Annotated in this window: 14 protein-coding genes and 2 tRNA genes; 10 read left to right on the forward strand and 6 right to left on the reverse strand. The window is 33.4% G+C overall.

Features of this window, described 5'->3' with window-relative positions:
• Positions 1–6: 6 nt before the first annotated feature.
• Positions 7–1914 (forward strand): ATP-binding cassette domain-containing protein, encoded by a 1908-nt coding sequence (locus tag Q1W72_RS11585; protein ID WP_099714474.1) that lies wholly within the window; start codon positions 7–9, stop codon positions 1912–1914.
• 31 nt (positions 1915–1945) lie between these two features.
• Here Q1W72_RS11585 and Q1W72_RS11590 read toward each other — a convergent pair whose 3' ends face one another.
• The gene (locus Q1W72_RS11590; RefSeq protein ID WP_302135380.1) at positions 1946–2914 is read right to left on the reverse strand and encodes an App1 family protein; all 969 of its coding nucleotides are present in this window, start codon (positions 2912–2914) and stop codon (positions 1946–1948) included.
• Between the two features lie 64 nt (positions 2915–2978).
• Between Q1W72_RS11590 and Q1W72_RS11595 the strand changes: the two genes are divergently transcribed.
• Positions 2979–3869 carry a diacylglycerol kinase family protein gene (locus tag Q1W72_RS11595; RefSeq protein WP_099716273.1) on the forward strand — a complete coding sequence of 297 codons (891 nt, stop codon included), beginning with the start codon at positions 2979–2981 and terminating at the stop codon, positions 3867–3869.
• Here Q1W72_RS11595 and Q1W72_RS11600 read toward each other — a convergent pair.
• Positions 3862–5010: an 8-amino-7-oxononanoate synthase gene (locus Q1W72_RS11600; RefSeq protein WP_302137942.1), complete on the reverse strand. Its 1149-nt coding sequence runs from the start codon at positions 5008–5010 to the stop codon at positions 3862–3864. The two genes, Q1W72_RS11595 and Q1W72_RS11600, sit on opposite strands and share 8 nt — an antisense overlap.
• Before the next feature lie 98 nt (positions 5011–5108).
• Here Q1W72_RS11600 and Q1W72_RS11605 point away from each other — a divergent pair, with 98 nt between their 5' ends.
• Complete coding sequence (locus Q1W72_RS11605) at positions 5109–5387, forward strand: 4a-hydroxytetrahydrobiopterin dehydratase (protein ID WP_302135383.1); 279 nt, start codon at positions 5109–5111, stop codon at positions 5385–5387.
• Between the two features lie 59 nt (positions 5388–5446).
• Here Q1W72_RS11605 and Q1W72_RS11610 read toward each other — a convergent pair whose 3' ends face one another.
• Positions 5447–5929 carry a DUF1761 domain-containing protein gene (locus Q1W72_RS11610; protein ID WP_099714477.1) on the reverse strand — a complete coding sequence of 161 codons (483 nt, stop codon included), beginning with the start codon at positions 5927–5929 and terminating at the stop codon, positions 5447–5449.
• A gap of 182 nt (positions 5930–6111) precedes the next feature.
• On the opposite strand from Q1W72_RS11610, the gene Q1W72_RS11615 reads away from it, so the two are divergent.
• Positions 6112–6966, forward strand: coding sequence for a leucine-rich repeat domain-containing protein (locus Q1W72_RS11615; protein ID WP_302135386.1), 855 nt, complete (start codon positions 6112–6114; stop codon positions 6964–6966).
• A 193-nt stretch (positions 6967–7159) separates the two neighbouring features.
• Here the strand turns inward: Q1W72_RS11615 and Q1W72_RS11620 are convergent, their stop codons facing one another.
• From Q1W72_RS11620 to Q1W72_RS11630, 3 genes are all read right to left on the reverse strand, one after another.
• Positions 7160–7414, reverse strand: a complete 255-nt coding sequence (locus tag Q1W72_RS11620; RefSeq protein ID WP_302135388.1) for a GIY-YIG nuclease family protein — start codon at positions 7412–7414, stop codon at positions 7160–7162.
• A 50-nt stretch (positions 7415–7464) separates the two neighbouring features.
• Positions 7465–7537 (reverse strand) — tRNA-Met (locus Q1W72_RS11625).
• Positions 7538–7673: 136 nt separating this feature from the next.
• A tRNA-Met gene (locus Q1W72_RS11630) sits at positions 7674–7746 on the reverse strand.
• 117 nt (positions 7747–7863) lie between these two features.
• Between Q1W72_RS11630 and era the strand changes: the two genes are divergently transcribed.
• From era to Q1W72_RS11660, 6 genes are all read left to right on the forward strand, one after another.
• Positions 7864–8745 carry a GTPase Era gene (era, locus tag Q1W72_RS11635; RefSeq protein ID WP_099714480.1) on the forward strand — a complete coding sequence of 294 codons (882 nt, stop codon included), beginning with the start codon at positions 7864–7866 and terminating at the stop codon, positions 8743–8745.
• Positions 8746–8905: 160 nt separating this feature from the next.
• Positions 8906–10216: a ribosome biogenesis GTPase Der gene (gene der / locus Q1W72_RS11640; protein ID WP_099714481.1), complete on the forward strand. Its 1311-nt coding sequence runs from the start codon at positions 8906–8908 to the stop codon at positions 10214–10216.
• 155 nt (positions 10217–10371) lie between these two features.
• Positions 10372–11517, forward strand: coding sequence for a site-specific integrase (locus Q1W72_RS11645; protein WP_302135391.1), 1146 nt, complete (start codon positions 10372–10374; stop codon positions 11515–11517).
• Positions 11518–11519: 2 nt separating this feature from the next.
• A complete protein-coding gene (locus Q1W72_RS11650) occupies positions 11520–12383 on the forward strand; it encodes a hypothetical protein (protein ID WP_302135393.1) in 864 nt (287 codons plus the stop codon).
• Positions 12384–12453: 70 nt separating this feature from the next.
• Complete coding sequence (locus Q1W72_RS11655) at positions 12454–12786, forward strand: helix-turn-helix domain-containing protein (RefSeq protein WP_302135395.1); 333 nt, start codon at positions 12454–12456, stop codon at positions 12784–12786.
• Positions 12787–12789: 3 nt separating this feature from the next.
• Positions 12790–14229, forward strand: coding sequence for a DUF3987 domain-containing protein (locus Q1W72_RS11660; RefSeq protein WP_302135397.1), 1440 nt, complete (start codon positions 12790–12792; stop codon positions 14227–14229).
• Positions 14230–14260 lie beyond the last annotated feature (31 nt).

Below are 14260 nucleotides of genomic sequence, written 5' to 3' on the forward strand. Positions count from 1 at the left end.
CAATACATGCTTAATATACACAATTTATCCGTTTCGTTTGGTGGTACTTATTTGTTTGAAGAAGTTACCTTTCGATTGGGTGCCGGAGACCGTGTGGGTCTTGTAGGGAAGAATGGAGCGGGAAAATCTACCATGCTTAAAATGTTGGCTAAAGATTTTGCTCCTGATTCAGGTGTTATTTCTCAAGAGAAAGATCTTCGTATGGGATTCTTACGTCAGGATATTGATTTTGAACAAGGAAGAACAGTTTTGGAAGAAGCATACGAAGCTTTTACAGAGATTAAAATTGTAGAGAAAAAGCTCGAAGAGATTAATCACTTGTTAGTTACAAGAACGGATTATGAAAGTGATGAATACAGTCAAATCATAGAAGATTTATCGGATTATACCCATCGTTTTGATTTATTAGGTGGTTATAATTATGTGGGAGATACAGAGAAAATTTTACTTGGTTTAGGATTTAAAAGAGATGTATTCGACAATCAAACCGAAACTTTTTCGGGTGGATGGAGAATGCGTATTGAATTGGCCAAATTATTATTGCAGGCCAATGATGTTTTGTTGCTGGATGAGCCTACGAATCACTTGGATATAGAAAGTATCATCTGGTTAGAAAGTTTCCTTCGAAATTATCCTGGAGTTGTGGTGATTGTTTCGCACGATAAAATGTTTTTGGATAATGTGACGAACAGAACGATCGAAATTTCCCTAGGAAAAGCATATGATTTCAATAAACCATATTCTCAATATTTAGAACTGCGTCATGAAATTCGTGAGAAGCAATTGGCAACGCAAAAAAACCAAGCCAAAAAGATTGAAGAAACGGAAAAATTAATTGAAAAATTCCGTGCTAAAGCTTCCAAAGCATCGATGGCACAATCGTTAATCAAAAAATTAGATAAAGTAGAACGTATCGAAGTGGATGAAGATGACAACTCGGTGATGAATATTACTTTTCCTGTTTCAAAAGAACCGGGGAGAGTTGTAATTGAAGCCGAAAACGTGACTAAAAGTTACGGTGATAAAACGATTTTGAAAGATATCAGTTTGTTAGTGGAACGTGGAAGTAAAATTGCATTCGTTGGACAAAACGGACAAGGAAAATCGACTTTCATTAAAGCTATAGTCGACGAATTCGAGTATAAAGGAAATATCAAGTTAGGACATAATGTACAGCTGGGTTATTTTGCGCAAAATCAAGCCGAATATCTGGATGGCGAAATCACTTTGTTGCAAACCATGGAGGATGCTGCTGCAGATACAAACCGAATGAAAGTACGCGATATGTTGGGTTCTTTCTTGTTTCGTGGTGATGATGTAGAAAAAAAGGTAAAAGTCCTTTCTGGAGGCGAAAGAAACCGTTTAGCGCTATGTAAATTACTTTTGCAACCAATCAATGTTTTGCTGATGGATGAGCCTACGAATCACTTGGATATTAAATCTAAGAATGTTTTGAAAGCCGCACTTCAAAAATTTGGTGGAACTCTATTGCTGGTTTCTCACGATAGGGATTTCTTGCAGGGAATGTCAAATTTGGTTTACGAATTCAAAGACCAAAAAATAAAAGAATATTTAGGGGACATCAACTATTTCTTAGAGCAACGCAATATGGAAAATATGCGTGAAGTGGAGAAAAAAGATGCCCAAAAAGCAGCTGCGCCTAAAGAAAGCAACAAAGCTTCTTACGAAGATCAGAAAAAAGGGAAAGCGTTACAGAATAAGTTGAGCAAAGTCGAGAGTCAAATTAAGCAATTAGAAAAGGACATTCAGCAAGATGATAAAATGCTCGCTTCTAATTATGATAAACACATTGAAGACGCTAAATTTTTCACAGCATACAATAAGAAAAAAGCAGAATTGGACAAACTTCTCTCTGATTGGGAAATAGTTCAGGAAGAAATAGATAATTTATAAAAACGAGAGTTCCAATTTTGGAACTCTTTTTTTATGCAATAATCCCAATCATTTTAGAGTGTGCAATGGCTTCGCTGCTATTTTGAAAATAACAAACAGAAACTTTCAAGGTTTCTAAATTTTTCAAAACCGTAGTTACTTTTTCTTTTTTGCTAGTTCCTGTTTGTCTAATATAAACGGCTTTTACGGTTACTGGAAAAATTTTACAGATGGCCTCGTATAGAAATGGATCGTGTTGCGAATCATCTCCAAGAAGCACGTATTCTAAATTGGGATAAAATTCTAAAATGTGTTTTATTTTGTCAAACTTATGATTGTGATTGCCTCTGCCGGTCAAGAAAAAATCAGTGAGGCTTGTTTTAATATCCTTCAATAATAAAACTGCTTTCGGGAGCTGATGAATTTCGGTGAATTTTGTGATAAAACGATACAAATTCCATTCGCTGCTGGAAACATAGAAAAAAGCATTGAATTCCTCTTTGTTTTCCCTTCCTGCTGTGCTTAACGCCTGATAATGCGTCACAACATCTTCATAGATTTTTCTCTTGTTTACGTTTTTAAATAATAAAACATATAATTTTTTTAAAGGATTCAGTGTATGCGATACTAAAAAAGTATCATCAATATCTGATATGATTCCTAAATTTCCTTTGTGAGGTCGAATGTAGCTGTCTCGGGTTGTTATGGATTCATTTTTGTAAACAATACTTACTTCGTAATCAATCCATCCATAATTAGTGTTTTGGTCTAATGGAACACAGAATTTAAAATAACCGTCGATTAATGTTTTGGTATGAATTTTGGCATTGTTGTGTTCTAAGTATACATCGGCGTTTGCCTGTGTTTTTATTTGAAACATTTTAATTACCGAAGTAGCGTTTTTCAGATTCTTTTTTTGAAAATTATACTCTTGAATTGTTGTTGGCTTAAAAACATGCCCCATCACAATCAATTCCTGTTCATTAGCATAGCCGCGATATAATTTTAAAATTGGTTTCATTTATTGTAGTACTTTTGAGTGTTGTTGAAATTAATTGTTTTTAATCAATAAAAGAAGAAAAAGTTTGAAAAATAATATTATGCTGGTTGTAAATCCAATCTCTGGTGATGTTGACAAATCAGAGTTGATTGATGCGACAACAATTTTTGCAGGAAACGAGAATTTAAATCTTGTAATTTATAATACTTCGGGAGCCTCTGATATTGAGAATATAAAAGTGCTCTATGAAACCTATAATCCGGAACGAATTATTGTTGCCGGTGGTGATGGGACAATAAAAATGGTTGCTGAGGCTATGGAAAACCATGACGTTATTATTGGGATTATCCCGGCTGGTTCTGCCAATGGTTTAGCTGTAGATTTAAATTTGCCATCCACAATCGAAGAAAACTTAGAAATCGCATTTCATAACGACTACATGGAAATAGATATGATTTCTATCAATGGGAAAAAAAGTATCCATTTGAGTGACTTAGGCGTAAATGCAGAAATGATTAAGAATTATGAAAATAGTAGTATTCGAGGAAAATGGGGATACGCGATACAAACAGTTACCACTTTGATTGATTTAGACGATCCTTTTACTGCAACAATAACAGGCGATTTTGAAACAATTGAATGTACAGCTAGGATGATTGTGATTGCGAATTCTCAAAAATACGGTACAGGAGTTTCTATCAATCCCAATGGCGTTATGGATGATGGAAAGTTTGAATTAGTTATTTTGAAAAATTTAGATTTGGTAGTACTTGGAAAAATCATTTCAGGAAATATGCCTTTAGATTCAGAGGATGTTGAGATAATTTCTACAGATAAAGCAATGGTTAGGACAAATGTTCCGGTTAGTTTTCAAATTGATGGGGAATATTGCGGTACCGAGACAAATCTGAATATTGAAATTTTACCCAAACAAATGAAAGTAGCTATTCCGAATTTAATTAGCGGGATTATTTAAAGGGGTTTCGTTCCTGCCAATTGGTTTCAGGTTCGAGATATCTAAATATTTTAGGCATATACGAATTGACTATTTGATTGCTATGGGCTATAAATCCATACATTTTTATAGGTTTTGCGCCAACAGAACTTTTAATTTCCAATGCCGTTCTTGCAAACACAATTTCCTTAAAACCTTTATTGATGGAATATGCGATCATATCATACAGCATATTCAAATACAGCATTTTTTCGCGTTGAATACTTTCGTCATACCCAAGAAAATAAGTGTCCATTACAGCACCATTTTTTATTAAAGTATTAAATCCAATTAATTTTTCATCAATAAAATAGCCATAAAAAAGAAACTTGTCTTTAAAGATTTCTTTGAAAACCCTAAAATGGTTTTTAGGTAGAAAAAAAGTATTGAAAGGCGCATTTTTGGCCACATGAAGATACAAGTCATAAATAGTATCTTCCAGAGCAATGATATCCTCCAAATGCATTTTTCTTTTCTCAATAATGGTTGCTTTTTTTCGGGCTCGTTTGTATTGATCTCTGTATTTTTTTGAAAGTGAGTCAATGTAGTCTTGTTCAGATTTCCAGTTTTCATTGATGTGAAAAACCATATTCGGTTGTGTCGAAAACTGATAATCATTTTCGAATTCCGGAATGCCAAAGTTCGTAATGTCTTCTTTGTGAAAATCTTTATAGGTGGTAATATGAATCTTTTTACCTTTGGACTGAAACATTTTTTTCAATGCTGTTGTTGCTGATCTCAGGGTTTGCAACGCTTTCTTTTTATCAATAGACTCTGACAACGCAAAAGAATTTTGCCCGGTCAGCATGTTGTTTCCAATTACAAGAACATGAGAGCCGAAATTTCTGAAAACTAAATTTCGAACAGTAGTTTTAATGCATTTGTCTCGATCTCCAAAAGATTCCAGTAGGTTTAAATCTAAAAATTGAGAGAGAGCAATCCCAACTAAAGTTTCATTTTCGAATAGTCCAATAAAATGACACACCATATTTTCCGGAGATGATTTTTCTAAAATCTCCAAGTATTTTTTGGATAAAAAAATGGTAGAAACAGCTAAGTCGTCCCAGTTTGAAGGAAGTTGCGCTGTCTCACTATAAATTTTAAAAGAATAAGGTGTAGTCAAAATTGAAGAGTAATTTTTTTTCAAAATTAGTTAATAAAGTTAAAGTATTTCTCAATGTCTCGAAATTAACTAACTTTATATAAATTAAAAAGTACATTATGGAAACCTATTCAGCAGAGACAATTCAACCAGAGTTAAAAGTGCTTAAAGACTGGCAGTTTGCTAATAATGGAATTGAGAAAAAGTTTGCCTTTTCAAACTTTACTCAAGCATTAGGTTTTATAGTGCAAGTAGGAGTGATGGCCGAGAAAAGAAATCACCATCCGGAATTATTCAATGTGTATAATAAAGTCACAATCAGGCTGACAACGCATGATGCAAGCGGAGTTACCGATAAGGATTTAGATTTAGCCAAAGCTATTGAGGGAATTCAATAAAAATAAATTTCGTTTTGAAGAATGCCAAGACGAAATTTATTTTATTTTATTTTTGGAAATTATTTCCAGGCACAAATAATTCCTCCCATAATCATAAAGCATACGATCCAAAAACCGCCTGTTACCAGAGTGTATTTGAAGCTTCTTCTTTCGTATAATGCATTAGTTCCTATAACCGGTAATACTAAAAATAGTCCAGTCATAAAACCATGTAAAGCTCCATGCTTGAAAGTTCTGAATGCCATTCCGTAATCTGCCATAAAAGCCTCATAAGAAGGTTTTGCGATACTTGGATCTCCTCCCACCATTCCTAATGCGCCAAATTGGTGTATTGTCAGCATTTGTATTATAAAGCTTATGAAAAAAGCGTACAGTAATGATAGTCCAAATGTCAAGAGCATATTTCCTCCTTTCATTTTTTCTTCGGTCATACCGGATTCTTTCATCCAAATGGTTCCAAAAACTTTTGGATTGTACCAAACAAATCCTACTACAAGTGTAGATAGCGCAGCAACAAAAAGTGCCAGAAAATTGATTTCCATAAAATTGGTTTTAAAGATTAGTAAATCAAATTTAACAAATTAATATTTAATTAAGAAAATTGAACATTCTTGTAAGATATAACTCTATAAAAATTACAAAACAGTGTAGTTCATCGATTTTATTTGCTGATTGGCTTCGTAGTGTGTAGTTTTATGTGTATTAAAAAAATAAATCTGACGTTATGAGAAATATAACTACTCTATTTTTAACCCTTTTGTTTTCATTTTCAATGTTTGCAGATGTGTCTCAATCTGAGAAAGATGCGTTAGTAAAACTGTATCAATCTACAAATGGAGATCAGTGGAAAGTAAAATGGGATTTAACATCACCTATTTCTACTTGGCATGGTGTTACGTTGCAAGACGATAAAGTTATTTCTATTGCCTTGGACAATAACAATTTGATTGGTGAAATTCCTGAAGAAATTTTAAACCTGGTAAGTTTACAAAAATTGGATTTACACAAAAATCAAATATCAGGAATAATTCCTTCTTCAATAGGGAAATTAAAAGAAATGAAAGTATTGAATCTTTCGTTCAATAGACTATCAGGAACAATTCCTTCTTCTATTTGTGAAATGAGTAATTTGAAAGATTTAGAATTGTATATGAATGCAATTTCAGGAGAATTACCAATGCAAATAGGAGCTTTGAATCAATTAGAAACACTTTCGTTATTCAATAATGAAATAGTAGGGCAAATCCCAACTTCATTATATGAAATAAAAACGCTAAAAACATTGCTTTTAAACAGTAATAAACTTTCAGGAGGATTAAGTAGTGAAGTAGTAAACATGACATCACTTGAAAATCTTAGTTTATTTGATAATAAGATGATTGGTCAGATACCTTTCGAGCTTGAGAAATTGGATAAATTGAAAGAAATGAATATTTCTTATAACATGTTTAATGGATTGACATCTAGAAATTTAGCGGTTTTAGATACCTTGAATATGACAATGATAAATGATAAGGGAGTAGCGGTTTTATTAGAAGTGAATACTGGTAAAAATACAGCTATTGCTTCTGAAGATTAATTTAGAAATAATAAAGAGTTTGCACTACTCTTTGATATTACATATTTAGTTGTTTTAATAAACTTAGTTTGTCTAAACCTGTGAAGCTTGCTTCACAGGTTTTTTTTTGTTTAGATTGTTTTGGTGTAGTTGTAAGCTCCTGATTTTTCTGAAGCTTTCAAGTCCTTAACGTGGTAAGCGTGAATGTTTCAAATTATAAGTTTAGATTAAGATTTTGAATAAATTCTCTCCCAGTTGCGGATTTTAAATATTTTTCTCTTTTCATTGCTGCTGATTTTGAATTGAAAAACTCAACATGAATAACCTTCCAAGGTCTAAATTTTAAAGTATATCCTTTTGTCCCTAAAAGATTATGAGATTTGAATCGTTCAATTAAATTAGAAGTAAAACCAGTATAATTCTTTTCGAATTTTTCAGAATATAGAATGTACACAACAAATTCATCCATAATTACAAGGTATAAAAAAACCATCAATTTTATTGATGGTTTTTTCTCAGTAGCGGGAACAGGACTCGAACCTGTGACCTTCGGGTTATGAGCCCGACGAGCTGCCTACTGCTCTATCCCGCGATGTGCGTTTGTATTTTAATAAAATTCTTAACAGCATTTGGCTTAAATCTGTGTCCGCCGTGGCGGTTATGAGCCCGACGAGCTGCCTACTGCTCTATCCCGCGATGTGCGTTTGTAATTTCAATAAAATTCTTAGTAGCGGGAACAGGACTCGAACCTGTGACCTTCGGGTTATGAGCCCGACGAGCTGCCTACTGCTCTATCCCGCGTTGTTTCGGGTGCAAATGTACGACGAATTTCTAAATTTCCAACGAAAATTTTAAAAAATGTTTTATTTCGTCTATTGACTTGATATGACTACCTTTGCGGAATAAATTATAATAGAAATGTCACATAAAGCAGGTTTTGTAAACATCATCGGGAATCCAAATGTTGGTAAATCAACACTTATGAATGCCTTTGTTGGAGAAAGATTGTCAATAATCACATCAAAAGCACAAACAACACGTCATAGAATTCTGGGAATTGTAAATGGAGAAGATTTTCAAATGATCTTATCAGATACACCTGGAATCATCAAACCCGCATACGAAATGCAGGAATCAATGATGAATTTTGTGAAGTCCGCTTTTGAAGATGCTGATGTGCTGATTTATATGGTTGAAATTGGAGAACAAGAGTTGAAAGACGAAGCGTTTTTTAATAAAATTATCCATGCCAAAATTCCTGTTCTGTTATTATTGAATAAAATCGATAATTCAAATCAGGCGCAACTGGAAGAACAAGTGGCTTTCTGGACTGCCAAAGTTCCTAATGCTGAAATTTTTCCAATATCTGCTTTGCAGAATTTTAATGTACCGGAAGTTTTTGGAAGAATCATTGAATTGTTGCCGGAATCACCTGCTTATTATCCAAAAGATCAATTGACAGATAAGCCGGAGCGTTTCTTTGTAAATGAAACCATCCGTGAGAAAATCTTGTTGAATTACAGCAAAGAAATCCCATACGCAGTAGAAATTGTTACCGAAGAGTTTTTTGAGGATGAAAACATCATTAGAATCCGTTCTTTGATTATGGTGGAGCGCGATACCCAAAAAGGAATCATCATCGGGCATAAAGGTGCCGCTTTGAAAAAAGTTGGAATGGAAGCCCGTGTCGATTTAGAGAAATTCTTTGGCAAACAAATCCATATTGAGTTGTACGTGAAAGTGAATAAAAACTGGAGAAGCAACGCAAATATGTTAAAACGATTCGGATACAATCAATAATATAATTTGGGCGTGACCACAAGGGTCAGGCTATACGTTACAATCTTTGTTGCAAAAAGAATTGCAACAAAGGATTTTCACTGCTATCCTTCACGCAAAAAACGGATAGCTTAGATTACAAAATAATAGAGTACCTTTGCAAAATATTTGAATTTATATTATGAATAACATTGTTGCGATAGTAGGAAGACCTAATGTAGGGAAATCAACCCTTTTTAATAGGCTGATACAAAGAAGAGAAGCTATTGTAGATTCAGTATCTGGGGTGACCCGAGATAGAAACTATGGTAAAAGCGAGTGGAACGGAAAAGAGTTTTCTGTAATTGATACAGGTGGTTACGTACGTGGGTCGGATGACGTTTTTGAAGGCGAAATTCGTAAACAAGTGGAACTTGCTATTGATGAAGCGGATGTTATCATTTTTGTGGTTGATGTAGAAGAAGGGATTACGCCAATGGATGATGCTGTTGCGAGATTGTTGCGTAAAGTGACGAAACCGGTTTTACTGGCAGTAAATAAGGTGGATAATGCGATGCGTGAGAAAGATGCGGTAGAGTTTTACAACCTTGGTTTAGGAGAATATTATACGTTTGCCAGTATTTCAGGAAGTGGAACAGGAGATTTATTGGATGCATTGATTGATGCTTTTCCAGTGAAACCAGAACCAACGCAAGAAGAAGTTGCATTGCCTCGTTTTGCAGTTGTAGGTCGTCCTAACGCTGGAAAATCAAGTTTTATCAATGCCTTAATTGGTAAAGACCGATATATTGTTACTGATATTGCGGGAACAACCCGTGATTCTATCGATACAAAATTTGACCGTTTTGGTTTCGAATTCAACTTAGTGGATACTGCGGGAATCCGTCGTAAAGCAAAAGTAAAGGAAGATTTAGAGTTTTACTCGGTAATGCGTTCGGTTCGTGCGATTGAGCATGCTGACATTTGTATTTTGATTATTGACGCCACTCGTGGTTTTGAAGGTCAGGATCAAAGTATTTTTTGGTTAGCGGAGAAAAACCGTAAAGGTGTTGTCATCTTAGTGAACAAATGGGATTTAGTCGAGAAAGAAACGATGTCAACTCGTGATTATGAAGCTAAAATCAGAGAAGAATTAATGCCATTTACGGATGTGCCTATTCTTTTTGTTTCGGCTTTGACAAAACAACGTTTGTTGAAAGCTTTGGAAGCTACAGTAAAAGTTTTCGAAAATAGACAACAACGTATTGCTACTTCAAAATTCAACGAATTTATGTTGAAAGTGATTGAAGCATACCCACCACCAGCTACAAAAGGGAAATATGTAAAAATTAAATATTGCATGCAGTTGCCAACACCAACACCACAATTTGTGTTTTTTGCCAATATGCCACAATATGTAAAAGAACCTTACAAACGTTATCTGGAAAATAAAATTAGAGAAAACTGGGACTTTTCAGGAGTGCCAATCGATATTTATATCAGAGAAAAGTAGCATACAAAAACAAATAAATACCAAAACGTATTAAACCCCTGTAAGTTCTATATTTACAGGGGTTTTTCATTGTTTTCTGTATTGGTTGTTTATGGTTGTTATTTGTTTGTTTTGTTTATATTTGTACCGTATTTGTACCGCAAAAATATTCAACTATGGCAATAAAAGTAAAGCTTCGCAAAAGAAAGGTAACAGGGGATAGACATAGTTTGTACCTCGATTTTTATCCAGCAGTAGTAAATCCCCAAAATGGGGAGTTATCTCGTAGGGAGTATTTAGGTTTGTACATCTTTGATAGTACAAGGAATCCACTTGACAAATTGCATAATACAAACACTTTAAACCTTGCTGAACAGATAAGACAAAAAAAAGAAAGTGAGTTTAATAAACCTGAAATATACAGCGCACTAGAGCAAGAGCAAATTAAAAAAAATAAAAAACAGGATGGGGATTTTATCGCATATTTCAAAAAACTAGCTGAAAAGAAAAATCTATCTAATCGTTTCTTATGGTTGGGGAGTTGTGACTTCTTAAAATTATTTAAAAAAAATGGGTTGAAGTTTTCAGATATTGACCCTGAGTTATGCGATGATTTTAGGGAATTTTTAGAAACCACTAAAAGCAAAAAGAGTGATAAGATGCAATTGTCGGCAAACTCAATAAAAACATATTTCGACAAATTTAGGTCGGCTTTGAAACAGGCTTATAAAGATGGCTATCTATCGGATAACATTGCAGAAAAAACCAACGCTGTAAAGCAAGTTGAATCACAAAGAAACTATCTAACACTTGAAGAACTTAACGAACTTGTTAAAACATCTTGTAGAAGTAGCGAGATTAAGACACAGGCTTTGTTTTCGGCATTGACAGGATTAAGGCGTTCCGATATTCAAAAACTGATTTGGGGAGAAGTTCAACACGTTAAGGGTAGTGGTTATCTAATTAGATTTAAACAAAAGAAAACAGGGGGTTCAGAAACTTTACCAATTACGGAACAAGCTTTTAATTTATTAGGAGAAAGAAAAGAGCCAAAGGATGCAGTTTTTACTTTGATACAGGCGACAAATCAAAGAGAGAACAGACATTTAACTAAATGGATTTTGGATGCTGGAATAAGCAAGAAAATAACATTTCATTGTTTTAGACACACGTTTGCTACATTACAATTATCAATGGGAACAGATATTTACACAGTATCGAAAATGTTAGGGCATAAAGATTTAAATACTACACAGATTTACGCCAAAATAATTGACGAAACCAAAAGGACAGCTTCAAATAGAATTAAACTTGAAATGTAAAGATGGTAGAAGAGATAAATGAAGGTTTTTGGATTTCTGATTATATCCAAACACAAATAGATAACAATACTGATCTGTATAAATTTTTCAAAAAGAATATTGACAGAAGTGGTTATTACAGAATTAAAGTAAAAGAAAATCCAATCGCAAAAATTTATACTACTGAGCTAGCAATGGTTTTATGTGGAAATGAAATAGATGGAATAAATACTTTTCCTTATCTTGAATCTTATTCAATCGCTTTCAGTAAAGGAGTAGAATATTTTAAGGAAAACCATTTTCCAACTACAAAAATACTTTATGGAGAGTATGCGAAACTCTATGTTAAAGATGTTCATAATAATTATTTTCATATTAATCACGGAAACGGATTTATAGGCTGGAATAAGGTTAAAAGAATGCATCCATGCAATTTATACATTAATAATATTGAAGATTACGGGTTTTATTCTGGAATAGTTAGTGAAGTAGATATAATGATTGAAAAATATTTTGAATTATTTAAAGAATTAGATAAAGGATGTGATTGTGAAGGTTTTATTCAATCTCAACAAACGGAAAATAAGAAAGAAAGTGAAAAGATAAAAGCACCTGTATTAGCATTATTTTGTAAATTGATTAATGCAATTGGTATTGAACAAAAAGATGAAATAGAAAGCGTAGAGAAATACTGTAAGCGTGTTTGTGAGAGATATGATTTAGTTTATACAGATAGGGTACGACAGAATTTTAATGGCAATGAAACTAAAGGTAACCTAAAATTATTAACTGAAAACGTTTTACCCTTATTAGATTTTGAAACGCAAAGTAAAATTCAACATCATTTAAAAATTAAACAGCTACCAAACCAAAATTTGTACGCTTAATTGTACGTACATATAAATGTACTTAACTTGTTTCTGACTGAATCTTTGTGGAACAAAAACACAAAGTACTATGCAAGCAATTACAATTACACAGATTACACCATTAGAACTTGAAACGCTTATTGAAAATTCAATAATGAAAGTTTTGAGTACACAACAAACTGAACAGCCAACCACAATAGACAGGTGGTTTGACCTTAATGAACTTTGCAATTACCACCCTGACAAACCAAAACCAGCCACCGTTTATGGGTGGGTATTTGCTGGTAAAATTCCAGTTAACAAAGGAGGTAAAAAATTAAGGTTTTTAAAGTCTGAAATTGATGAATGGCTAAAGCAAGGTAGAAAAATGACCGTTGCAGAATCTTCTTTGAAAGCGGAACAATATCTTAAAAATAAATAAGCGATGGAAAGTCTTGACACTAACCACCGCAAAAAAAATCTTTCTATTCCACAAAGTAAAGATACAAAAACAATGGGGTTAAAAGGATTGGGTACTGCAATTGACAATGCAATGAATAGTGTTTCAGTTTCAAGTGAAAACCAATTTCCGATTGATGCATTACCTAAACTATTCAAGGATTTAACAATTGATTTAAACAAAAGTTTGAATTTTCCTATTGACTATACGGGAACAGCAATTTTAACAGCAGTTGCAACAGTTGTAGGGACAAGCGTAAAGATTAGAGTTAAAAATAATTGGTTTGAATATGCTTCACTTTATAGTTGTATAATCGGGAACGCTGGAGCAAATAAAACTCATCCAGTCAATGCAATCTTTGCGCCGATAAAAGACTTTGACAAAATCAATCACGATAATTTTACAAGTCGTTTAATGAAGTGGAGTAAATGGAACAAATTGCCAAAAGCAGAAAAAGAAGGAACGACAGAGCCATCTTATCCAATCTTGACGAAAAGTATTTTAACCAATTTCACACCCGAAGTTTTGTATAAAAGGATGGATGAAAATTTGCGAGGTTGTACAGTTTTGAGCGATGAAATGGCGACTTTTTTTGATGGAATGAACAACTATTCCAAAGGCGACCAAATAGGGGTTTATTTGTCGTTTTGGAGCAACCAATCCACAACGATTGACAGGATAGGAAACCCAATTCCTTTATTTATTCAAAATCCTTACTTGTCAATTATAGGAGGGTTACAGCCTAGAGTTTTAGCAAATTCCTTTCCAGTTCAAAAATTGAATAACGGTTTTTTTCAAAGGTTTTTATTTGCTTTTCCTGATACCTCTTTAAAAAGTCCCATAAATGATAATGAATTGAATAGTGAAACATTTGATAAGTACGTGAAATTTATAAAAACCTATTATAAAAATTCAAATGTAGTAGAAATAGAGGGACATATTAACAGTAAAACTTTAAACTGGACTGTCGAAGCTAAAGTGTTTTTTTATAACTGGCAAAAAGATAATTGTGATTTAGTAAATGAATATAGCAACTCTATTAAGGGAGAAATTGCATCAAAATTTGACAACCATTTCGTAAGGCTGGCTTTGTTGCTTCAAATGATGGAAAACCCTAATAGTGATTTTGTAGAGCTCACAGCAGTGAAAGGAGCAGAAAAATTATGTGCCTATTTTATGAATTGTAGTTTTAAAGTATTGGCAGTTATTCAAGACCCAACGGAATATTTAGGAACATTAGCCGATAATAAACAAAATTTTTACAATAAGCTTAAAGAAAGTTTTACCACCGCTGAAGCTATAATGTTAGGGTTAAATTTTGATATTCAGGAAAGGAGAGTAAAGGAATTTTTAAAAGATACAGTTCTATTCAAGAGAATTAAGCACGGTTTTTATGAAAAAAGTATAAAACTGCAACAGGGCTAAAATTCAAATTTTTTATAAATGCACTTCGCAT

It is taken from the genome of Flavobacterium sp. ZE23DGlu08, assembly GCF_030505335.1.
Taxonomy (GTDB): domain Bacteria; phylum Bacteroidota; class Bacteroidia; order Flavobacteriales; family Flavobacteriaceae; genus Flavobacterium; species Flavobacterium algoritolerans.